The organism is Nocardia fodinahabitans (genome assembly GCF_052983615.1).
The window spans coordinates 2,596,581-2,618,178 of record NZ_JBRJJC010000001.1 but is presented as its reverse complement, the minus strand read 5'-3'; the positions used below and the strand labels follow the sequence as shown (position 1 = coordinate 2,618,178).

Here is a 21,598-nt window from a genome sequence, read left to right as displayed (position 1 = left end):
TAATATGTCAACGTGGTTTTCGCTCATGACACCGAGGCGGCGCTGCTGGCGGCGGTCGAACTGGTCAATTCCGCGGAGGACCCCGACACCCTCACCGGCACCGACCAGCTCGACGAGTTCTTCGTGCGGCACGTCTACACGGGTGTGCACGCCGGCGACGCCGCCGAACTGGCCGCGGTGCGGGCCCTACGCGCGCCGCTGCGCCGGATGCTCACCAGCGACCGGGACAGCGCGGTGGTCCTGGTGAACGAGACCCTGGCCGAGCACCGCGCGGTGCCGCAGCTGGTGCGGCACGGTGATGTCGACTACCACGTGCACGCCGTCCCACCGGAGGCTCCGCTGCCGGTCCGCATCGCCGTCGAGACCGCGATGGCCATGATCGATCTGATCCGCGCCGACGACCTGAGCCGGCTGTCGATCTGCGCCGACGACACCTGCGACGGGCTGGTCCTGGACCTGTCCCGCAACCGTTCCCGCCGCTACTGCAGCACCGCCTGCGGCAATCGCAATGCCGTCGCGGCCTACCGGGCCAGACAGCGTTAGAGCGAGCGCACCTTCGGGCACTTCTTGCCCGCCAGATGGCACTTGTCCTCGAACCCGGCGGGCAGCCACGTCCCGTTGCGCAGCAGCGGATGGTGCGGGAAATACTGCAACGCCGCGGTGACGAAGATCAGTGGCGCCCAAGCACTCCGGACCTGTAGCTGCTGCATGGTCCCGCTGCGATCGGGGAACCGGCAGCCGACCAGATCGGGCGCGGTCAGGTCGACACTCTCCAGCGCCGACCAGTGCAGTGAGAACGACCGCTCCGGATTGGCCAGGTGGATCCGGCGATTGGACACCATCGCCGATCCCGGGCGCTCGGCCACCCAGCGCGGTTGCGTCGCGGCCTCGGCCCGGAGTCGTCGTGACTCGTTGCGCACCGCGTTGCCCAGGTGCGCGACGGCGCCGAGCGGGGTCCGCCCGTCGGCGCGCACCTGGCCGCGCACCCACGTGCCGTTCCCCGATCCACGCCAGGTGAACCACTGGACGCCGCCGTCGGCGAAGCAGGTCTCGCCGGAGTCGAGCCGGACCCTGGTCGCGGTGGACGGTATCCGGTCGCCGTGGCCCGCCGCGAGCAGTTCGGCCACACCGCAGGTGTAGAGCAGGTAGTCGTCGAACCAGGTCCAGCCAGCCTGCTCGGCCAGGGCCCGATCGATGTCGGCCAGCGGGTCGAACACGTCTCTCACCACCCACTCACAACGTGCGAAGTCTCCTTCCGTCAACGGTAGCGGAGAGTCCGCACGGTGCTCAGCGCTCGCTGTCGAGCGCGGCCATCTGCGCGGGCGCGTAGCGCTCGCCCGCCACCGCCGCGTCCGGGGTGGCCGCCTCGATCGCGGCCAGTTCCCGCTCGGTCAGCGCTACCCGCAGCGCGTCCAGGGTTTCGGTCAGCCGGGCGCGGCTGCGCGCGCCGATCACCGGGACGATGTCCTCGCCGCGGTGCAGGGCCCACGCGACCGCGAGCTGGGCGACCGAAATGCCCTTGGCGGCAGCGATATCCGCGAGCGCCTCGACCAGGCGCAGATTCCGGGTGAGGTTCTCGCCCTGGAAGCGCGGGCTGTGGGTGCGGAAGTCGGTGACGTCGGTGGGCGCGCCCGCGCGGAAGGTGTCGCTGAGCAGGCCGCGCGAGAGCACGCCGTAGGCGGTGATCCCGACGCCGAGTTCCCGTGCCACCGGCAGGATCTCGTCCTCGATGCCACGCGAGATCAGCGAATACTCGATCTGCAGATCCACGATCGGGTGCACGGCGGCGGCCCGGCGCAGCGTGTCGGCGCCGACTTCGGACAGGCCGATATGGCGGACATAGCCCGCTTCGACCAGCTCGGCGATGGCGCCGACGGTGTCCTCGATCGGCACCTCGGGGTCGAGGCGGGCCGGGCGGTAGATGTCGATGTGGTCGACGCCGAGCCGGGTGAGGCTGTAGGTGAGGGAATTGCGGACGGCGGCGGGGCGGCCGTCGAAGCCGGCGAACGAGCTGTCGGGGCCGCGCAGCGCGCCGAACTTCACGCTCAGCACCACGTCCTCGCGGGCCCGTTCGGCGATGGCCTTGCCGATCAGCAGTTCGTTGTGGCCCGCGCCGTAGAAGTCGCCGGTGTCGACGAGGTTGATGCCCGCGTCGATCGCGGCGTGCAGGGTGGCGGTGGATTCGCGGTCGTCGGCGGCACCGTACATGCCGGACATGCCCATCGCGCCGAGGCCGATGCGGCTGACGCGGGGACCGGTGGTGCCGAGGGCGGCCGAGGAGTGCGGGGAGTTCGTCATGACCTCAGCCTGCGTGGGGTGCGCCGGGCTCGGCAGAGAGCGTTCATCGGGGGATCGCCGATCCCTGGCTGGGCCGCGCGCATCGTCCACCCAGGTGCTGGCCGCACTGGCCCGGGCCCTGCGGCTGAGCGCCGACGAACGTGACCACCTGTTCCACCTGTGCGGCCACCAGTCCCCGGATCGGGAGCTGCGGGACAAGCATGTCGGGCCCGGTCTGCTGCACATGCTGTCCAAACTCGACGACACCCCTGCCGCCGTGGTCACCGAGCTCGGTGAAGTGCTCGTCCAGAACCGCATGCACACCCTCCTGGCGGGCGATCACGGCGACCGCAGCGGGCGCGACCGCTACTACGCGTGGCGGTGGTTCACCGATCCCGCCGCCAGGGCCGTGTTCCCGGAAGAGGATTGGGATCGGCTCGGCCGCAGCCATGTCGCCGACCTGCGCGCCACCGCGGCGCGCCGGGCCGACGATGCCGAGGTCACCGACTTCATCGCCGAATTGCGGAGCAACAGCCCGGAATTCGAGGCGCTGTGGAACGAACACGAGGTGGCGGTGCGGGTCAGCGACGTCAAGCGGTTCGTGCATCCCGAGGTCGGGCTGATCGACACCATCTGCGAGGTGCTGGTCACCAGGAACTCGGCGCAGCGATTGCTCGTCTACCTGCCCAGACCGGGGACCGACGCCGCCGAGAAGATGGCCTTGCTGCGGGTGATCGGCACCCAGCGGCTCAGCCCGGCGTGACCGTCAGGGCGCCCCGGTGACGTAGGCGAGCGCGGTGTCGATCGCGGGCTGGCCACCGGCCAGCGCGTACCCCGCCAGCGCGCCGATCGCGGCGCCTGCCACGGTCGCCACCGGCACGGTGATGAAATCGAGGACGAACAGCCCGAGCGGGAACCCGAGGACGAAACCGATCGCGGCCCCGATCACGGCGCCCTGGATGATCTCCGGCTGCAGCCGCTGGGTCTCGGCGAAGAAGCGTTCCTGCGCGCTGATGTCGCGCACCGGGGCGTCCGACTCGCCGATCGGGGTGAGGGTGAGGCTGGTGCCCGCCGCGTCGATGGCCGGCGTCAACGGCACCTCGTGGTCGCCGAGTCGCACGACCATCGGCAGCGCGGCGATCACCGTGCCGGCGGCATCGGTGACGGTGACGACCTTCGCGTCGTGCACCAGCTGGAACCGGCCCGCGTCCAGCGTGGTCACCACGGCACGCCGGTCCTCGGACACGCCGACCTGGTAGTTCACGTCCTTGTCGATACCGCGCAGCTGGATGCCGGGCTGGGTACCCGCCGGGGCGGGTGCGGTGGACTGCGTGGGCAGTGGCGTGATGCCGGGCTGGGTGCCCGCGGGGCCGGGCTCGGCGGCGCCGGCTCCCGTGCTCGCCAGGGTGACGCCCGCCGCCAGCAGCGCCGCGCCGATCACAGTGCCGATCCTCATCCCGCCAAGCCTCCCGCAGATCCACCCGGGACCGAATCGTCCCGTTCGTCGCGGCAAACCTAACCGCTGACGCGCTTTTCGGAAAGTTGCCGGACCACGGCCGGACGACGAGCGAAGTCCGGCGCGCGCTCCGGGCGCAGGCCGATTCCGCCCAGATACGCGGTGAGCCCGGCGAGCACCGGCACCGCGTCGACGACCCGCAGCGGCAGCGGGGCGGTGCGCAGTTCGCCGCGCAGGGCAGGCGCGATGAGCATGTCGTGTTCGCCGCGCTGGGAGCGCTGGGTGAAACTCGCGGGCAGCATCCGTCTGCGCTGTACTTTCTCCAGGTCGGCGGTCCGCACCGTCCCGTCGAGCAGCGGCTGGGCGAGTAGCCGCGCGGCGGCGACGGCATCCTGCACTGCCAGGTTCACGCCGACGCCGCCGACCGGTGACATCGTGTGCGCGGCGTCGCCGATGCACAGCAGACCGGGCACGTACCAGCGGTCGAGCATCCCGACGGTCACCTCGAGTAGTTTGACGTCCGCCCAGGACCCGATCGCGGCGGTCGCCTCGGCGGGCCAGCCGAACAGTTCGGCGACGCGCTCGCGCAGCCACTCCACGTCGTGGGTGGCCCGCAGCGTCGCATCGCCTCCCTTCTCGATGATGTAACCGGTCTGGTAGTAGTCGCCGCGGTCGATCGCCACCGCCGAGTTCCCGCTGGTGAACCTGGCCTGTACCGCGCCGCCGCCGGTGTCGTCGGCGGCCTTCGGGATGCGGAAGAACCACATGTCCATCGGTACGTCCTCGCTCCGCTGGCGGAGTCCGGCGGCCTCGCGGGCGACGGAATCGCGCCCGTCGCAGGCGATCACGAGGTCGGCGCGCAGGGTGTGCTCGGTGCCGTCGGCGTCGCGGTATCGCACCCCGGTGACGGTGTCGGCCTCGTGGATCAGCCCGGTGACGGTCGAGCGCATCCGCAGCGTGAAGGTCGGTTCGGTGGTGGCGGCGCGGACCAGCAGGTCGAGGAAGTCCCACTGCGGGACCATCGCGATGTGGCGGTACCGGCCGGGAATCCGGGTGAGATCGGCGGCGACGACCATCCGGTCGCCCGCATACATGCACATCCTGGTCAGCGTGGACTGCGGCAGCCGGGCGAAGTCCGGGCCGAGGCCGAGTTCGTCGAGCAGGCGCACGGTCGACGGGTGCACGGTGTCGCCGCGGAAATCGCGCAGGAAATCGGGATGCTTCTCCAGCACCGTCACCTCGACGCCCGCCCTGGCCAGCAGCAGCCCGGCCATCGTGCCCGCCGGTCCGCCGCCGACGATGCAGCATGTCGTCTTGTCCATGAACCCCCCTCGACGCCAATGTCTACGACAAAGCGTAGTAGTCAATCGGCCGGCAGGTCCAGAGTTTTCGGAAATCTTCGACGGCTCTTGACGGCGGGGTGCGGCCGCGCAATACTGAACTAGATGGTTCAGTATGACTTCCTGGATGCCTCGTTCGGGGCGCTCGCGGACCCCACTCGGCGGGGCATCCTCGAGCAACTCGGGCGTGGGCCCGCCAGCATCAGCGAGTTGGCCGAGCGTTTCGACATGACCTTGACCGGCATCAAGAAGCACATCGGCTTGCTCGAGAACGCGGGCATGGTGGTCACCGAGAAGCGTGGCCGGGTCCGGTACTGCCGGATCGGCGAGCACGTCTTCGATCGAGAGGTGGCCTGGATGCAGGGCTATCGGCAGATGCTCGAAGCCCGAATGGACCGTCTCGGTGAATTCCTCGAACGAACGGAGCCAGAGCAATGAGCACAACGACCAACGACGCGGTCATCACCTCGACCTCGGACCGCGAAGTCCACATCGAACGCGATTTCGACGCACCGCTGGACCGGGTGTGGAACGCCTACAGCCGGATCGAGCAGCTCTCGCGCTGGTGGGGGCGCGGCCACGTCGTCGACGTCGAACGCTGGGAGTTCCGCAAGGGCGGGCACTGGCGCTTCGTCGAGCACGACGGCGACCAGTCGCACGGATTCGAGGGCCGCTTCCGCGAGATCACCCCGAAGGAGCGCATCGTGCAGTCCTTCGAATGGGACGGCATGCCCGCGCACATCTCGATCGACTCCACCACCTTCGTCGACCTCGGCAACGGCCGCACCCGGGTCGTCACCGACAGCGTCTTCCACACCGCCGAGGAATGCGCGGGCATGCTCGCCTCCGGTATGGAAGGTGGTCTCAACGACAGCTACCGCGCCCTGGACGCCCTGCTGGCCGACGGCCGCTAGCGATCGCCGATCCGGTGCCGCGGGGAAGGCGGTGCCGGATCAGCGGTGGGCGCAGCCGGTGGCCCGCTTGCGTGGCTTCAGCCGCAGCGGCGGCAGCGGCGGGGCGGGGATCCGCTCGTCGGGCGCGTGGCCGATCACCTCGGCGAAACGGCTGGTGTCGTGGGCTTCCCAGGCATTGCGGGCCGCGACGATCTCGTCGTGACTGCGGCCGACGAAGTTCCACCACATCACCAGTTCCTCGGCGAACGGTTCGCCGCCGATCAGCGCGAAGTGCGCGCCGTCGGTGCTCGTCAGCTGGAGCTCGGCCCGGTCGGTGCCCAGATACAGCAGTGGTCCGGCGGTCAGTTCCGTACCGTCCACCACCACGGTGCCCTCGATGACCAGCACCGCGTGCTCGAAGGCGCGCTCCAGCGGCAGCCGCACCTCGGCGCCGGGGTCGAGCACGATGTCGGCCCCGACGATCGGGGTGTAGGCCCGCGCCGGTGAGGTGACACCGCCCAGCGAGCCGATCAGCACGGTGGCCCGCAGCCCCGGTTCCTCGTACACGGGCAGCTCGCGGTGCTGCTCGAAATGCGGTTCGACGCCGGTCGCGGTACCGGGCAGCGCGATCCAGAGCTGCAAACCGTTGCCCGCGCTGGCGCCGGGGACACCGAACTCGGAATGGGCGATGCCGCGACCCGAGGTCATCAGGTTCAGCTGGCCCGGCTCGATCTCGACGTCGGAGCCCACCGAATCCCGGTGCCGGATCCGGCCGTCGAACGGCCAGGTCACCGTCTGCAAGCCGATGTGCGGGTGCGGCAGGATATCGGGCGACGCGCCGGTCCGCGTGACGGTCGGCGAACCGAACCGGTCCAGGAAACACCACGCGCCGACGGTCGGCAGATCACGTTGCGGCAGGGTGCGTTCCACGTACACGCCGCGCACGCCACCGAGCGGTACCTCCCTGGCGGGGTACAGCTCGGTGATCGGTCCCGGACCCGGCGACGGCTCACACAGCGCCTCGGCGGGATCGACCTCCATATCGCTCACTTGGCGATGCCCTTGCCGACGACGTGCGCGTCGTACTCGGGGTGCTTGTCGAGCCAGCCGCGGATGAACGGGCAGTGCGCGGTGATGGTGCGGCCGCGCGCGATCACGTCCTCGACGGCCTGGTGGGCGAGCACGCCGCCCAGGCCCTTGCCCGCGAAGGCGCCGTCGATCTCGGTGTGGATGAAATCGGTGTCGTTGTCGCGCTCGATGTACTCGGCGAAGCCGGCCAGTTCGCCGTCGAAGAACACGTCGTAGCGGTTCTTCTCCACGTTGCGCACGACGCGGCGCTGGAGCTCGGTCGAGGCGGGCTGCGCGGCGGGGGTGGTCTCGGACATCTTCTTGCGCTCCTTCCGCACCGGAACAGGGTGCGCGCTCAGGATCGACACGCGGTTGAACGCGCCGATCGCGACGGCGATCCAGACGATCACCGAGATCTGTTCCTCGGACCAATGCTCGCGCGCGATCTCGTATTCCCGATCGGTGCGCTCCTCGTCGGGCAGGGTGGTGACGGCCTCGGCCAGCCCGAGCGCGGCCCGGTCGGCGGCCGAGTAGGTGCCGCCGCGCCGCCACGCGGGCAAGACCACGATCTCCTGTGCCGACAGACCCGCGCCGAGGCCGGCGTGCTCGTGCACGTCGAGGCAGTACGGGCAGCCGTTGATCTGGGAGACCCGCAGATTGATCAGCTCGATCAGCCGCCGCTCGATCCCCGCGGCCGCGGCGGCGGCGCGGATCTCGGCGGCGGTCGCGCTGAGCGCCTTGAAGATCGCCGGGTGCTGCTTGTCGATCCACACGCGTTCGTTGCGTTCGGTCACCCTGGCGATGCTAGCGCCGGGCGCCGCGGCCCGTCGGACTGCGGCGCGCCGACGGCTACTCCCGGCCCGCGGAGGTGAAGGACATGTCCGCGTAGCGGGGACCCGCCACCTGCCCCGCGATGGGCTCCAGGGTCGCGAGTTCCTCGGCGGTGAGCCGCACCGTGGCCGCCGCGACGTTCTCGGCGAGCCGGACGCGCTTGCGGGTGCCGGGGATCGGCACCACCGGCAGGCCGTGCGCTTCGGCGCGCGCGTGCACCCACGCCAGCGCCGCCTGGGCCAGGGTGATCCCGTTGGCCGTGGCGATAGAGGCCAGCGGGGCGAGCAACTCGGCGTTGTGCTCGGCGTTGTCGCCGGTGAAGCGCGGCTGGAACCTGCGGAAATCCTTGTCGCCGAGGTCTTTCGCGGTGCGGAACGCGCCGGTGAGGAAGCCGCGGCCCAGCGGCGAGTACGGCACGAAGGCCACGCCGAGCTCGGCGGCGGCGGGCACCGCGGTGCGCTCCACGTCGCGGGAGAACAGCGACCACTCCGACTGCACGGCCGCGATCGGGTGCACCGCGTGCGCGGCGCGCAGTTCGTCACCGGTCACCTCGGACAGCCCGAGCGCGCGCACCTTGCCCGCCGCGACGAGTTCGGACAGCGTGCCGACGGTCTCCTCGATCGGCACCTGTGGATCGCGCCGGTGCATGTAGTACAGGTCGATGGTCTCGATGCCGAGTCGGCGCAGGCTCGCGTCGACCGCGGCGCGGATGTAGCCGGGGGAGTTGTCGAAGCCCCGGTAGGCGGGGTCGTCGGCCTTGCGCACGATGCCGAACTTGGTCGCGATCACCAGCTCGTCGCGGTGGGCGCGGACGAACTCGGACAGGAACTCCTCGTTGTGGCCCGAGCCGTAGACGTCGGCGGTGTCGAACAGGGTGACGCCGAGTTCGAGCGCGTGCTCGAGGGTGGCGCGCGATTCGGCCAGATCGGTCTCGCCGTAGAACTCGCTGATACCCATGCAGCCCAGGCCCTGCACGCCGACCAGTGGGCCGCCGGTGCCGAGGGTGGTGGTCGGCAGCGTCGCGGTGGTGCTCATGTATCGGTTCCTTCGCTCGTGTACGCGGTGCGCGTGGCCGGCCGGTCGGCCTCGGATCTGCCCTCGTAGATGCCGATCTTGTAGTCGAGGACGGCCACGGTCTGCTGGAGTTCCGCGATCTTGTCGAGCACGTCGGACCTGGTCTGGCGGAACATCTCGAGCCGCTCCGGGTAGGTCTGCTCACCCGCCCTGACCAGTTCGGCGTAACGGATCATGTCGGCCACCGGCATGCCGGTCAGCCGCAACCGGCTGATCAGCGTCAGCCATTCCAGATCGCGGTCGCTGAAGCGCCGGTTGCCGGTGTGGTCGCGGCCGACGTACCCCATCAGCCCGATCCGCTCGTACCAGCGCAGGGTGTCGCGACTGAGTCCCGATCGCTCGGCGACCTGGCCGATCGAATACCGCGGGCGTTCGCGATCGTCGTCCCCGTCCTTGATGCGGGGGGCCGCGTCCTGATCCATCGTGCTCGTCCCTTTCTCGTGGAACCCCACCGACGCTATCCACCTGGAGTGCGCTCCAAGCAAGACTCATTCTCGCGGGACGAGCGAATTCAGTTGTACTTCGGCAGCTCCTGCACGGCCCACCGGTTGCCGTCGGGGTCGGCGAAGAAGGTGAACAGGCCCCAGCCCATGTCCTGCACCGGGCTGGCCGCCACCCCGGCGGCCACGAGCTGCTCGTAGGCCTGCTGGGCGCTGGGGACGACCATCTGCATGCCCTCGACGCTGCCGGGGGCGGCGCTGGTCAGGCCGCGGCCGATACAGATCGAGCAGCCGGAGCCCGGTGGGGTGAGCTGGACGAAACGGATGTCCGGGCTCGGGCTGTGGTCGTGGTCGGCGTTGAAGCCGATGCTGGTGTAGAAGTCCTTGGCCCGATCGACATCGGTGACCGGGATGGCAACGAGTTCGATTTTCCAATCCATGCCGTTCAGCATGGCACCGGAGGCCGACAGAAACGTAGTGTGGATCACATGGCAGGTAAGAACATCGACCGCGTCCGGGCCAGATCGGCCTGGGCGACGGTCAAGGAGAGCCCGGTGATCACCGCGATCGCGGTGGCGCCGGTCGTACTGGTACTCGGCGTGGTGTGGTGGCTGACGAACGGTTTCGTCGCCTTCGTGCTACTCGTCCTGCTGGGGGTCGGCATCGTCGTCGGCGGCAAGCTACTCGAGTAGCCGCGTCCGCCCTCAGCGCGGCACGTGGAAGTGCGTGAGTTCTCCCGAGCCCGGGTCCAGCTGTGCCCACGGCCGGTCGAACTCGAGCACGGCCAGCGCCGAGGTGGGGAATTTGCGGCTGAGTTCGGTCGCCTGATCGGAGTCGCGATTGGCCGCGAGTTCCCAAGCGGTCCACGGGATTCCGGGCACGTGCCCGACGACGAGCAGCGTGTCGACGGCATCGTCGGTGAGCTGGATCAGCTCGATCAGGGTGTGCGGGTTCGCCTCGTAGATGTCGTCGGTGTACTCCACCGGCGCGGCGATCCCGGTGGCTGCGAGGGTCTGCCTGGTCCGGGTGGCAGTCGAGCAGCGCACGGCGTCGATCGTCGGCTGGGTGGCGCGCAGCCAGGCACCGGCCAGGGTCGCTTCCCGCTGCCCCCGCGGCGCCAGCGGGCGGGCGTGATCGCCGACACCGTCGGGGTACGCCGATTTTCCGTGCCGCATGAGGATCAGGGTCGCCACCATGGGAACCACCGTAATCCCGACCGCCGGTGAGGTAGCGGTCACACTCGAGGCACACTGAAAGCTGCGTCACCGTCGACGTGTTCGTGGCACACCCGCCGCGGGCCCGCCACGGACGACGTCTCGAGCCACCGACCACACATTTCGAGGATCTGCACACTATGGCCTACGTCATCACGCAGCGTTGTTGCAACGACGCCAGCTGCGTCACCGAGTGCCCGGTCGACTGCATTCGCCCGACTCCGGATCAGCCGGAGTTCGCCACGGCGGAGATGCTGTACATCGACCCCGATACCTGCATCGACTGCGGAGCCTGTGTCGACGCGTGCCCGGTGGACGCCATCTTCTCCGAGGACGACCTGCTCGCCTCGCTGGACAGGTACCGCGAGATCAACGCCGCCTACTTCCAGCGCCACCCGCTGGAGTCGAACTTCGATCCGCTGGCCACCCCGGTCCGTCCGCCCAAGGAACTGGGCACGCTGCGCGTCGCGATCGTCGGCGCCGGTCCGGCCGCCTGCTACGCCGCCGACGAACTGCTGCGCCGCAGCGACGTCGAGGTCGAGATGTTCGACCGGCTGCCGACCCCGTGGGGCCTGGTGCGGGCGGGCGTCGCGCCCGACCACGCGGGCACCAAGAACGTGGCGAACATGTTCGACGCGGCCTTCCGCCGCGAGACGCTGCAGTACTACCTCAACGTCGAGGTGGGCGAGCACATCGACCACCAGGAACTGCTCGATCACCACCACGCGGTGATCTACGCGGTCGGCGCGTCCAGCGATCGCAAGCTCGGCGTGCCCGGCGAGGACCTGCCCGGCAGCCACTCGGCCACCGAGTTCGTCGCCTGGTACAACGGCCACCCCGACTTCGCCGATCGCGAGTTCGACCTGTCGGGCGAGCGCGCGGTGATCGTCGGCAACGGCAATGTCGCGCTCGACGTCGCCCGCGTGCTCACCGTCGACCCGGACGAGCTCGCCAAGACCGACATCGCCGACCACGCCCTGGACGCGCTGCGCAACAGCAACATCCGCGAGGTGGTGATCCTCGGCAGGCGCGGCCCGCTGCAGGCCGCCTACAGCACCCCGGAGTTCCTGGCGCTGACGTATCTGAAGGGCGTCGACGTCATTGTCGATCCGGCCGACATGGAGCTGGATCCGCACAGCCAGGCCCTGCTGGACGACCCGAACATCGAGCCGTCGCTGCGGCTGAAGTACACCCTCGCGCAGGAGTACTCCACCGCGCAGCACGATCCGGCGCACAAGCGGATCGTCTTCCGCTACCTGACCACGCCGACCGCCGTGCACGGCGAGGGCAAAGCCACCTCGATCGAGTTCGCGCACAACGAATTGACCGAGGAGAACGGCCAATTGGTGGCCACCGCCACCGACCGCACCGAGTCGCTGGACACCGGCCTGGTGCTGCGCTCGATCGGTTACCGCGGCGTGCCGATCGCGGGCCTGCCGTTCGACGAGCGGCGCGGCACCGTGCCCAGCGAGCACGGCCGGGTCATCGAGGCGACCGAGCCGGTGCCGGGCGTGTACGTCTCCGGCTGGATCAAGCGCGGACCGCGCGGCGTGATCGGCTCCAACCGGGTCGACGCCGAGGAGACGGTGGAGGCGCTGCTCGCCGACTTCATCGCGGGCAAGCTCACCGCGCCGACCGGTGACCGGGCGGCGCTGCAGGCGCTGCTCGCGCAGCGGCAGCCGGAGCTGGTCGACCGTAAGGGCTGGAAGACCATCGACCAGGCCGAGAAGGCCGCGGGCAAGGCGGCGGGCAGGCCGCGGGTCAAGTTCACCACCCGCGCCGACCTGCTCAAAGCGGCCAAGGGCTAGCCGACGGGCCCCGGTCCGCGCGGCGGGCCGGGGTCAGTCCGGCAGGGGCATGATCCGGACGACGGTCGTGGTGATCCCGCCGACCACGAACCACAGCCGCAGCACCGGGCGGCCGGTCCGGTCGCCCGGTTCGTAGCGCCCGCGCACCGTGATGTGCTCGCGGGCCAGCACCGGGGCCACGTATTCGATGACCGCGCGGTGCGGGCCGGCGACCAGCTTGGGGTAATCGACCAGGAACTGCTCGACGGCCTGCCAGTAGCAGGTGTGGTTGACGTGGTTGTACTGGTCGATATCGGTCGCGCGCACCGGGAACGGCAGATCGGTGTCGGATTCGCGCGGCGCCGGATCGGTGAGATAGGGCCGCCAGCGTAGCCGGTGCTCGTCGGTGGATCGGGCCAGGTAGGCCAGGCCCTCGTCGCTGATCCGGGCGGGCAGGTTGCTGGACTCGCTGAGGTTGATCCAGAAGCCCTCGGTCTCGATGAGGCCGCCGCCGTCGCTGGTGATCCGGGTGCGCATGTTCGTCCACCGGGTCGACATGCTCGAACACCAGCGGGTCAGGTGCACCTGATCGGGCCAGGTGACCGGCCGGATGACATCGATGACGGTGCGGCGCACGATCCAGGTGGGGTCGGTGCGGTGCAGTGCCGTCTGATGCAGTTCGTCCCAGGAGATGTCCTGCAGATAGCGCGCCACGGCATCGAAGCGCAGCCGGTGATAGGGATCCACGTCGCCAGACCGGACGGGCCACGCCGCGGCGAAACCCATGCCCTCCTGGGGAAGCGGGGCCAGTGGCTGATCGAGTGACACGTGTGCTCCTTGCACGGCGCACCAGGTGCACCGCGACTTCTTGCGTAGTTCTGCTGACGACTTTACGGGGCGCAGATCACACCCTCGCGCGGAGCCGGGGCAAGCGGTGTCGGATTCCACCGGCTCCCGGTAGCCTGCAGGAATGGCCGGAGGGGCGATGGCGGGCGCGATGTTCGGGCGCTATGAATTGCGCAGACTCCTCGGAGTCGGCGGTATGGGGGAGGTCTACGAGGCCTACGACACCTCCAAGAATCGCACCGTCGCCGTCAAGGTACTCAACCGCGATCTGGCCAGGGACCCCGTCTACGTGCAGCGATTCCGCCGGGAGTCGCACGCGATGGCGAGCGTGCAGGAACCGCACGTCATCCCGGTGCACGACTGGGGCGACGTCGACGGCATCCTCTACATCGACATGCGGCTGGTCAAGGGAACCGATCTCAAGGACCGCCTGCAGCGGCACGGCAGGCTGACGCCCGGTGAGGCGGTGCAGGTGGTGGAGCAGATCGCCGCCGCGCTCGACGCCGCGCACGAGATCGGCCTGATCCACCGCGACGTGAAGCCCGCCAACATCCTGCTCACCAGCAGCATGTTCGCCTACCTGGTCGACTTCGGCATCGCGCACACCGACTCCGATCCGCAGCTCACCAGCACCGGCAGCGCCGTCGGCTCGATGGCGTACATGGCGCCGGAACGCTTCGAGGACGCGCCGCTGACAACCGCCGTCGACACCTACGCGCTGACCTGTGTGCTCTACGAAGCCCTGGTCGGGCGGGTCCCGTACCCGGTGAACAGCCTCGCGGGCGCGATCGGCTCGCATCAGATGGCGCCCCCGCCGCGCCCGAGCGCCGTCGACCCGGCCCTGGAATTCTTCGACCCGGTGATCGACCGCGGCATGGCCAAGCGGCCGGGGCAGCGCTACGCCACCCCCGGTGACCTGGCCCGTGCCGCCCGCGCGGCGCTGGTACAGGGCGAGCGGGCGGCGCCGCGCACCGCGCCGGGTCCGCAGGTGGCGGCGGCGACGGTAGCCGGCCCGGTGACCGGGCCCCGGTCCCCCGACACCGGCGAGCCGCCACCGCCGACGGTGTCGGGTCCCCAGGTGAAGGTTCCGCAGGTCTCTGGTCCGCAGCCGCAGTGGACGCCGCCGCCGGGCTACCAGGTGAACGGCCCACAGCCCACCCGGGTCGGCGGGTACACCCATCCCTCCGCGCCGTTGCCGCTGCCGCCGCAACGCACGTCGTCGACGCCGATTCTGGCCGGTGCGCTGGGCGCGCTGATCGTGGTGGCCGCGGTCGGCGTGGCGGTGTGGGTCATGCTCAGCGTCCGCGACGACAAGCAGACCATCGCCGATCCGCCGATCGTGACCACCGGTGAAGTCGTCCCGCCGCCGGTGATCGAGACGGTCAGCCAGACCGTCACGACCACCCGGGTCCTGCCGCCCCCGACCAGGACGACGGTGCCGCCGCTGCAATCGAGCGTCTCCGGCGCCGACGGCCAGGGCTTCCTGAGCGGACCGCGCTGCAACGACAACGACGCCGCGATGACGATCGCGCGCACCACCGGTTCCCGCGTCGTCATCTGCCACACCGGCGACAACCGCTACTACTACAAGGGGGCCAGGGCCAGCGACGGGCTCGGCCTCGAACTCGACGACCCGGTGCCGACCGGCGGCGGCGGTTTCACCGCGACCAACCCGACCGACGGCACGCAATATCAGCTCAGCCCCGCCGGGCTCACGATCGTCAAGGGTGGGTCGGTGCTGGCCGGCGAGACGGTGACGGAATTCGCCCATCGCTGATCGGTCCGGCGGGATATGTTCGCGGGAGAGGTGTCACCGAGAGAGGTTTTGGAAAATGCGCGCAGCCCAGGTCGGCAAGCTGGATGGTCCGTCGGCGATCGAGATCGTCGAGCTGCCCGAACCGGTGGCCTATCCCGGCGGGGTCCTGATCGACGTGCACGCCGCGGGTATCGCCTTCCCGGACGTGCTGATGACGCGCGGCCTGTACCAGATGAAGCCGGGCCTGCCGTTCGTCGTCGGCGGCGAGGTGGCGGGTGTGGTGCGCGAGGCGCCGGAGGGCTCGGCGCTGCGCCCCGGTGATCGCGTCGCCGCGCTGACCATGCTCGGCAACGGTGTCGCCGAGGTGGCCGTCTCGCCCGAGCACGCCGTGTTCAAGCTGCCCGACAATGTCTCGCTCGCGGCGGGCGCGGGCATCCTGTTCAACGACCTCACCGTCCACTTCTGCCTGACCAAGCGCGGCCGGATCGCTCAGGGCGAGACGGTGCTGGTGCACGGCGCGGCCGGCGGCATCGGCACCTCCACCCTGCGCATGGCCAGGGCGCTGGGTGCGGGCCGGGTGATCGCGGTGGTGAGTACCGAGTCGAAGGCGCAGGTGGCCAAGGCCAACGGCGCGACCGATGTGGTGCTGGCCGAGGGCTGGCTGGCCGCGGTGAAGGAGCTCACCGAGGGTCGCGGCGTCGACATCGTGCTCGATCCGGTGGGTGGCGACCGCTTCACCGACAGCGTCCGCTCGCTGGCCGGTGGCGGCAGGCTGCTGGTCGTCGGTTTCACCGCGGGCGAGATCCCGACCGTGAAGGTGAACCGGCTGCTGCTCAAGAACGTCGAGGTGGTCGGGGCCGCCTGGGGCGAATGGGTGATGAGCCACCCGACCTACCTGGCCGAACAGTGGGCCGAGGTCGAGCCGCTGCTGGCCTCCGGCGCCGTGCCCGCCCCGGAGCCGGTGCTGTACCCGCTGGAGAAGACCGCCGAAGCCGTTGCGGCGCTGGACAACCGGACCGCCACCGGCAAGGTCGTCGTCCAGCTGCGCTGAGCGCCTGCTGGGGTGGGCCAGTATCGTCCACCTCGTCACCGGGTCGTCGAAGGAGTCGCATGCAGCTGTCGAATCGGGTGCTGAATCGGACGCTGCTCGCGCGCCAGCACCTGCTCGCGCGTTCGACGCTGAGTACACCGCAGATGTGCGACCACCTCGTCGGCCTGCAGGCCCAGGACGTACCGCCGCCGTTCGTCGGATTGTGGAGCCGGATCACCGATTTCGATCCGGCGACGGTGTCGGCCGGTCTGGAGGATCGGTCGCTGGTGCGGATCACGTTGATGCGCGGCACCATTCACCTGGTCACCCCGCCGGACGCGGTGCGGATCGCGCCGCACATCCAGCCGGAGCTGGAGAAGGCGCCGTTCCGCCAGGGTTTCAATTACGGGGCGATGGTCGGCCTCGACCCCGACGAGGTGCGCGCGCACGGTGAATCCGTGCTCGGCGACGCGCCGATGGCCGCCGCCGACCTGCGTGCCGAAGCGGCCAGGATCTACCCCGATCGCGATCCGGGCGCGGTCCTGCAGACCTGGCTCTACCAGCTCCCGGTCCTGCAGACCCCGCCGCGCGGCCGCTGGCGCGACAACAGCAGGCCGGTGTGGTCGCGGGTCGAGCCCTGGCTCGGCACACCGCTCGACCCGGAGTACCCGGTGTCCGAGCTCATCCTGCGCTACCTGCGCGCGTTCGGGCCCGCCAGCACGATGGACATGCAGACCTGGTCGCGGCTGCCCGCCATGAAGCAGGCCGTCGCCGCGCTGGGCGACCGGGTCCGCACCTACACCGACGAGCGTGGCCGCACCCTCTACGACGCCGCCGATCTCCCGCTCGCCGATCCCGATCAGCCCGCCCCGGTGCGGCTGCTCGGCTGGTACGACAACGCGCTGCTGTCGCACCAGGACCGCGCCCGCATCATCGGTGACGGCTCGGCGCCCCCACCGCGCACCTTCGCCGCCGCGGTCTCGCCGGTGCTCGTCGACGGCTTCCTGGCCGGGCTGTACAAGATCTTCGTCAAGGCCGGCACCGCGCGCCTGCGGATCAGCCCGATCCGGCCCTGGACGAAAGCCGAAGCCGCGCAGGTGGAATCGGAGGCGGCCGCGCTGCTCGCCTTCCTCGAACCGGAATCCACCCCGGCCGTGGAGATCCTGGCGCCCGGCGCGGACGTCCGGCCGTGACGCGGGTTTAACGCCGTGGCAACACCGGCTTCCTAGGGTCGGTGCCACGACGTTCATGGCTGCAACGGACGACGTGCTCCGCTGAACCGGGCGGGCGAACCAGCCGCATCCGCAGAAGAGGTGCGCGCATGGGTTCCCCCGCGTCTGTCGTCATCACCGATGTCACCGTCTACACCGAACAGGGCTGGTCGCCCGGCGAGGTCGTCGTCCGCGACGGTGTCGTCGCCGCCCTGCACGCGGGCCCGGAGCATGCCGGGCTGCCGCGCTTCGACGGCGGTTCCGGCTATCTGCTGCCCGGCTTCGTCAACACCCACACCCACCTGCAGCAAGCCGTGCTGCGCGGCGTCGGCGAGGGCCTGCCGCTGCTCGAATGGTTGCGCTGCGTCGGCGAGTTCACGGTCGCGGCCACGCCCGAGCAGACCTATCTGTCGGCGCTGGCCGGTGGCCTGGAACTGCTGCGCAGCGGGGTCACCACGGTGGTCGAGCACCTGTGGCCCAGCCCGTCGGACGCGATCCACCAGGCGATGATCCGGGCGCTCGACGAGCTCGGCATCCGGGTCGTGCTCGGTCGTGGCATCGCCGATCGCGCCGACAGCACCCGCAAGTGGGGCCTGGATCCGCGCCTGATGCAGCCGCTGGACGAAGCGCTGGCGCACGTCGACGCCCTCGACAGGCAACTGACCGGCACCCGCATCACCACCGCGCTGGCCGTGCCCAACCCGCGCTGCCTCACCCCGGAGGGGATGGCGGCCACCCGCGAGTACGCCCAGGCGACGGGCAAGACGGTGTCGATACATGTTCTGGAGACCACCACCGACGACGACATGTGCCGATTGCATGCAGGCGCCGGCGCCGTCGACTATCTCGACGCGAGCGGTTTCCTCTGGGACCGCACGCTGGCGGTGCACTGCGTCAACCTCGACGCGCACGGCCGCGCGCTCTTCGCCGAGCGCGGTGTGGCCGTGTCCTACAACCCGATCTCCAATATGCGTCTCGGCAGCGGCGTGGCCCCGGTGCCGGAGCTGCTGGCCGCGGGCATCGATGTGACGCTCGGCGTCGACGGCGCCGCCAGCAACGACACCCAGGACATGCTGCTGGCGCTGCGTTTCGGCGCGTTCTTGCAGCGTGCGGCCAACAAACAGGCCGACCTGCTCGGCGTCGCCGACATGCTGCACATGGCCACCGGCGCGGCGGGCCGCGTCCTCGGGCGACCCGCCCGCACGGGCGTCGCCATCGGCGACCGCGCCGATCTCACCCTGGTCCGCTTCGACCGCGACTTCGCCTGCCTGCCGGTGCTGGACCCCGGCGCCACGCTGCTCACCGCCGCTTCGCCCCGGGTGATCGACACCGTCTGGGTCGACGGCGAGGCCGTGATCCGCGACGGCATCAGCACCCGGGTCGACGCCCAGGACCTGACCGCCCGCCTGCTTCGCATGCGCTGATTGTTAATACGCCGGAAACGAACAATGCATTGCATGTAATTCATTCAATTCACACTGATTTCAATCAGAAGTTGCACGCAATATCGACAACCCGCAGGAGAAGGTGATCACGGTGACGCTCTACGACACGGTGAACGACGCCGACGCGAGGACGCTGCTGTCCGGCCTGGAGGTCTCCTTCGCCGGCGTCGGCAAGCGATTCGGCGGCGACGAGGGCACGCTCGCCCTGACCGAGATCGACCTCGACATCCGCGAGGGCGAATTCGTGGCGGTGGTCGGCCCGTCCGGCTGCGGCAAGTCGACGCTGCTGCGCCTGGCCGCCGGACTCGAACCGGTCAGCGAGGGCGCCGTCGCGGTCCGCACGGACTCGATCGGCTTCATCTTCCAGGAGGCCACCCTGTTGCCGTGGCGCAAGGTCCGCCGCAATGTCGAGCTCTCGGCCGAGCTGGCCGGGGTCGACCGAGCGGTGCGCCGCGAGCGGGTCGAACGCGCGATCGCGGCGGTCGGCCTGGCCGACTTCGCGAACAAGCCGCCGCACCAGCTCTCGGGCGGGATGCGGATGCGTGTATCGCTGGCCAGGGCGCTGTCGCTGGAACCACGGCTGATGCTGCTCGACGAGCCGTTCGGCGCGCTCGACGAGATGACCAGGCTGAACATGCAGGAGGAACTGCTGCGGCTCTACCGCGACAACGCCTTCACCGCGCTGTTCATCACCCACTCGGTCTCCGAGGCGGTGTTCCTCGCCTCCCGGGTGGTGGTGATGTCGGCCCGGCCCGGCCGCATCCACGAGGTGATCGACGTCGACCTGCCCTACCCACGGGACCGGGAGCTGCGCTTCGATCCCGCCTTCACCGATCTCGTCTCGCGCGTCTCGCGCTCGCTGAAAGAGGCTGCCTGATGGTCAGTGTCGCGGCCCGCGCCGTCGCCCCCGCCCGTCCGCGCCCGACACTGCCGGTGCCGCGGGTCCGTAAGTTCGCGAGAGCTCTCGTCGCGCCGATGGTGTCGATCGCCCTGGCGCTGGCCGCCTGGTACGCGGTGTCGATGCTGGTGCTCAGCGAGAGCCGTCGCTTCCTGTTGCCGCCGCCGCACGTGGTCTTCGGCGAATCCCTCGCCGACCCGGCCGAGCTGGCGGTGATGTTCGAGGCGCTGGCGGTCACCGCCCGGGTCGCGCTCACCGGCCTGCTGATCTCGGCGGTGCTCGGTGTCGCCATCGCGGTGCTGATGAGCCAGGCCAAGCCGATCGAGCAGGTCGTCTACCCATATGCCGTGGTCCTGCAGGCCATTCCGGTGCTCGCGGTGGTGCCGTTGATCGGGCTGTGGCTCGGGTACGGCTTCGCGGCCCGCACCACCGTCTGTGTGCTCATCGCCATCCACCCGATCATCGCGATGACCCTGTTCGGCATCAAGTCCGTCGACGCCAACCTGCAGGAGCTGTTCACCCTCGGCCGGGCGGGCAGGCTGCGCAGGCTCTGGTCGCTGCAACTGCCCGCCGCGCTGCCCTCGACGCTGACCGGATTGCGCACCGCCGCCGGGCTTTCGGTCACCGGCGCGATCATCGGCGACATGTTCTTCGCGCAGGGCAAACCCGGCATCGGCACCCTGCTCGACACCTATCGTGCCCGCCTGCAATCGGAGGACCTGATCGGCGCGCTGCTGCTGGCCGCGCTGTTCGGCGTGCTCGTGTTCACCGTTTTCACCGTGGTGCAGAAGGTCAGCGTCGGCCGCTGGCACAACTCCGCGCACTAGCTCGTCCCCCCGCACAGAGGATCAACCATGAAGACACTTCCCTTGCGGCGCATCGGTGTCGCCGCGCTCGCCGTCCTGCTGGCCGGTGCCGCGACCGCCTGTTCCGGCGACACCACCGACGGTCCCGCCGTCGCGCTGGAACCGGCGCCCGTCGAACAGCAGCTCGCCGGCGCCTGCCCGAGCACCGTCGTCGTGCAGTTGCAGTGGGCGCCCGAGACCGACTCCGGGCCGATCTTCGGACTGCTCGGCCCCGGCTACCGGGTCGACGCCGACAACAACAAGATCACCGGGCCGCTCGTCGCCGACGGCAAGGACACCGGGGTGAAGCTGGAGATCCGGGCCGGTGGCCCGGCGATCGGCTTCCAGACGGTCCCGTCGCAGATGTATGTCGACCAGAGCATCACGCTGGGGCTGGCCCATTCCGAGCACGCCATCGCCGCCGCCGGTCAGCAGCCGATCGTCGCGGTCACCACGCTGCTGCGCAACAGTCCGCAGATGCTGATGTGGGATCCCGGGACCCATCCAGAGTGGCAGGGCATCGCCGACATCGGCAGGTCGGCCAAGCCGATCGTGGTGTCGAAGGGACAGCTCTATCCGGACTGGCTGGTCGCCCGCGGGCTGGTGCAGCAGGGCCAGGTCGACGCCTCCTACGACAATTCCCCGTCGCGCTTCGTCACCGATCCGTCCTTCGCCCAGCAGGGTTTCGCCAATGCCGAGCCCTTCACCTACGAGCACGAGGTGCGGGCCTGGCACAAGCCCGTCGCGTATCAGCTGCTCAAGGACGTCGGCTACGAGGGTTACGCCCGCACCGTGAACGTACGCGCCGACAAGCTCGCCGAACTGCGGCCCTGCCTGCGCAAGCTCGTGCCGATGATCCAGCAGGCCACAGCGCGGTTCAAAGCCGATCCGGCGCCGGTGAACGACGTCGTCGTCGACGTGGTGTCGAAGAACCCCAAGCTCACCCCGTACAGCGCCGAACTGGCCGCCTTCGGCTCCCGGGCCCTCATCGACGGCGGCTTGATCGGCAACGACACCGACGGTGTCCTCGGCAGTTTCGACGAGGCCCGCATGCAGCGCATCATCGACGAATTCGGACCCATCCTGCGCAAGGGCGGCGCGAACGTGCCGACCGGGCTGACCGCGAAGGACCTGGTCACCAAGGAATTCCTCGATCCCGCCATCTCCGTCACCGGATAAGGAGTCAC

The 21,598-nt window shown here is 70.0% G+C and carries 24 protein-coding genes; 13 read left to right on the top strand and 11 right to left on the bottom strand.

What is annotated here, in order from left to right; translation table 11 throughout:
* Window positions 1-12 precede the first annotated feature (12 nt).
* Window positions 13-543, top strand: a complete 531-nt coding sequence (locus NV348_RS12085; RefSeq protein WP_447147012.1) for a CGNR zinc finger domain-containing protein — start codon at window positions 13-15, stop codon at window positions 541-543.
* Here the strand turns inward: NV348_RS12085 and NV348_RS12080 are convergent.
* On the bottom strand, window positions 540-1,226 hold the full coding sequence (locus tag NV348_RS12080) for a hypothetical protein (RefSeq protein ID WP_447147011.1): 687 nt from the start codon (window positions 1,224-1,226) through the stop codon (window positions 540-542). The two genes, NV348_RS12085 and NV348_RS12080, sit on opposite strands and share 4 nt — an antisense overlap.
* A gap of 61 nt (window positions 1,227-1,287) precedes the next feature.
* Window positions 1,288-2,298, bottom strand: a complete 1,011-nt coding sequence (locus tag NV348_RS12075; RefSeq protein WP_447147010.1) for an aldo/keto reductase — start codon at window positions 2,296-2,298, stop codon at window positions 1,288-1,290.
* Here NV348_RS12075 and NV348_RS12070 point away from each other — a divergent pair.
* Window positions 2,297-3,040, top strand: a complete 744-nt coding sequence (locus NV348_RS12070) for an MmyB family transcriptional regulator (RefSeq protein WP_447147009.1) — start codon at window positions 2,297-2,299, stop codon at window positions 3,038-3,040. The two genes, NV348_RS12075 and NV348_RS12070, sit on opposite strands and share 2 nt — an antisense overlap.
* A gap of 3 nt (window positions 3,041-3,043) precedes the next feature.
* Here the strand turns inward: NV348_RS12070 and NV348_RS12065 are convergent, their stop codons facing one another.
* Both NV348_RS12065 and NV348_RS12060 read right to left on the bottom strand, forming a co-directional pair.
* On the bottom strand, window positions 3,044-3,733 hold the full coding sequence (locus tag NV348_RS12065) for a DUF8020 domain-containing protein (protein WP_447147008.1): 690 nt from the start codon (window positions 3,731-3,733) through the stop codon (window positions 3,044-3,046).
* Window positions 3,734-3,792: 59 nt separating this feature from the next.
* Window positions 3,793-5,055 (bottom strand): FAD-dependent oxidoreductase, encoded by a 1,263-nt coding sequence (locus NV348_RS12060; RefSeq protein ID WP_447147007.1) that lies wholly within the window; start codon window positions 5,053-5,055, stop codon window positions 3,793-3,795.
* 123 nt (window positions 5,056-5,178) lie between these two features.
* On the opposite strand from NV348_RS12060, the gene NV348_RS12055 reads away from it, so the two are divergent.
* Both NV348_RS12055 and NV348_RS12050 read left to right on the top strand, forming a co-directional pair.
* Window positions 5,179-5,511, top strand: coding sequence for an ArsR/SmtB family transcription factor (locus NV348_RS12055; protein WP_447147006.1), 333 nt, complete (start codon window positions 5,179-5,181; stop codon window positions 5,509-5,511).
* Entirely contained in the window at window positions 5,508-5,987 is a 480-nt protein-coding gene (locus tag NV348_RS12050; RefSeq protein WP_447147005.1) for an SRPBCC family protein, read from the top strand. The genes NV348_RS12055 and NV348_RS12050 overlap by 4 nt, the downstream gene beginning before the upstream one ends.
* Before the next feature lie 39 nt (window positions 5,988-6,026).
* Here NV348_RS12050 and NV348_RS12045 read toward each other — a convergent pair whose 3' ends face one another.
* The 5 genes from NV348_RS12045 to NV348_RS12025 all read right to left on the bottom strand — a co-directional run bounded on the left by NV348_RS12045 (window position 6,027) and on the right by NV348_RS12025 (window position 9,819).
* Window positions 6,027-7,007: a pirin family protein gene (locus NV348_RS12045; protein WP_447151006.1), complete on the bottom strand. Its 981-nt coding sequence runs from the start codon at window positions 7,005-7,007 to the stop codon at window positions 6,027-6,029.
* Window positions 7,008-7,012: 5 nt separating this feature from the next.
* The gene (locus NV348_RS12040; RefSeq protein ID WP_447147004.1) at window positions 7,013-7,828 is read right to left on the bottom strand and encodes an N-acetyltransferase; all 816 of its coding nucleotides are present in this window, start codon (window positions 7,826-7,828) and stop codon (window positions 7,013-7,015) included.
* Window positions 7,829-7,883: 55 nt separating this feature from the next.
* Window positions 7,884-8,900 (bottom strand): aldo/keto reductase, encoded by a 1,017-nt coding sequence (locus tag NV348_RS12035; protein ID WP_447147003.1) that lies wholly within the window; start codon window positions 8,898-8,900, stop codon window positions 7,884-7,886.
* Complete coding sequence (locus NV348_RS12030; protein WP_447147002.1) at window positions 8,897-9,361, bottom strand: MerR family transcriptional regulator; 465 nt, start codon at window positions 9,359-9,361, stop codon at window positions 8,897-8,899. Before NV348_RS12030 ends, NV348_RS12035 begins: the two co-directional genes overlap by 4 nt.
* 89 nt (window positions 9,362-9,450) lie before the next feature.
* Window positions 9,451-9,819 (bottom strand): VOC family protein, encoded by a 369-nt coding sequence (locus tag NV348_RS12025; RefSeq protein ID WP_447147001.1) that lies wholly within the window; start codon window positions 9,817-9,819, stop codon window positions 9,451-9,453.
* Between the two features lie 48 nt (window positions 9,820-9,867).
* On the opposite strand from NV348_RS12025, the gene NV348_RS12020 reads away from it, so the two are divergent.
* A complete protein-coding gene (locus tag NV348_RS12020; protein ID WP_447147000.1) occupies window positions 9,868-10,071 on the top strand; it encodes a hypothetical protein in 204 nt (67 codons plus the stop codon).
* Between the two features lie 12 nt (window positions 10,072-10,083).
* Here the strand turns inward: NV348_RS12020 and NV348_RS12015 are convergent, their stop codons facing one another.
* Window positions 10,084-10,575 carry a SixA phosphatase family protein gene (locus NV348_RS12015; RefSeq protein WP_447146999.1) on the bottom strand — a complete coding sequence of 164 codons (492 nt, stop codon included), beginning with the start codon at window positions 10,573-10,575 and terminating at the stop codon, window positions 10,084-10,086.
* A 158-nt stretch (window positions 10,576-10,733) separates the two neighbouring features.
* Between NV348_RS12015 and NV348_RS12010 the strand changes: the two genes are divergently transcribed.
* Window positions 10,734-12,401 carry an FAD-dependent oxidoreductase gene (locus NV348_RS12010; RefSeq protein ID WP_447146998.1) on the top strand — a complete coding sequence of 556 codons (1,668 nt, stop codon included), beginning with the start codon at window positions 10,734-10,736 and terminating at the stop codon, window positions 12,399-12,401.
* A 33-nt stretch (window positions 12,402-12,434) separates the two neighbouring features.
* Here NV348_RS12010 and NV348_RS12005 read toward each other — a convergent pair whose 3' ends face one another.
* A complete protein-coding gene (locus NV348_RS12005; protein WP_447146997.1) occupies window positions 12,435-13,208 on the bottom strand; it encodes an acyl-[acyl-carrier-protein] thioesterase in 774 nt (257 codons plus the stop codon).
* Window positions 13,209-13,350: 142 nt separating this feature from the next.
* Between NV348_RS12005 and NV348_RS12000 the strand changes: the two genes are divergently transcribed.
* The 7 genes from NV348_RS12000 (at window position 13,351) to NV348_RS11970 (ending at window position 21,590) form a co-directional block, all read left to right on the top strand.
* Complete coding sequence (locus tag NV348_RS12000; RefSeq protein ID WP_447146996.1) at window positions 13,351-15,003, top strand: serine/threonine-protein kinase; 1,653 nt, start codon at window positions 13,351-13,353, stop codon at window positions 15,001-15,003.
* Between the two features lie 55 nt (window positions 15,004-15,058).
* Window positions 15,059-16,033, top strand: a complete 975-nt coding sequence (locus tag NV348_RS11995) for an NADPH:quinone oxidoreductase family protein (RefSeq protein ID WP_447146995.1) — start codon at window positions 15,059-15,061, stop codon at window positions 16,031-16,033.
* A 59-nt stretch (window positions 16,034-16,092) separates the two neighbouring features.
* On the top strand, window positions 16,093-17,205 hold the full coding sequence (locus NV348_RS11990) for a winged helix DNA-binding domain-containing protein (RefSeq protein WP_447146994.1): 1,113 nt from the start codon (window positions 16,093-16,095) through the stop codon (window positions 17,203-17,205).
* 128 nt (window positions 17,206-17,333) lie between these two features.
* Complete coding sequence (locus NV348_RS11985) at window positions 17,334-18,647, top strand: amidohydrolase family protein (protein WP_447146993.1); 1,314 nt, start codon at window positions 17,334-17,336, stop codon at window positions 18,645-18,647.
* 112 nt (window positions 18,648-18,759) lie between these two features.
* Entirely contained in the window at window positions 18,760-19,545 is a 786-nt protein-coding gene (locus tag NV348_RS11980) for an ABC transporter ATP-binding protein (RefSeq protein WP_447146992.1), read from the top strand.
* Window positions 19,545-20,393 carry an ABC transporter permease gene (locus NV348_RS11975; RefSeq protein WP_447146991.1) on the top strand — a complete coding sequence of 283 codons (849 nt, stop codon included), beginning with the start codon at window positions 19,545-19,547 and terminating at the stop codon, window positions 20,391-20,393. The genes NV348_RS11980 and NV348_RS11975 overlap by 1 nt, the downstream gene beginning before the upstream one ends.
* Before the next feature lie 27 nt (window positions 20,394-20,420).
* The gene (locus NV348_RS11970) at window positions 20,421-21,590 is read left to right on the top strand and encodes a nitrate ABC transporter substrate-binding protein (protein ID WP_447146990.1); all 1,170 of its coding nucleotides are present in this window, start codon (window positions 20,421-20,423) and stop codon (window positions 21,588-21,590) included.
* The last annotated feature ends 8 nt before the right edge of the window (window positions 21,591-21,598 follow it).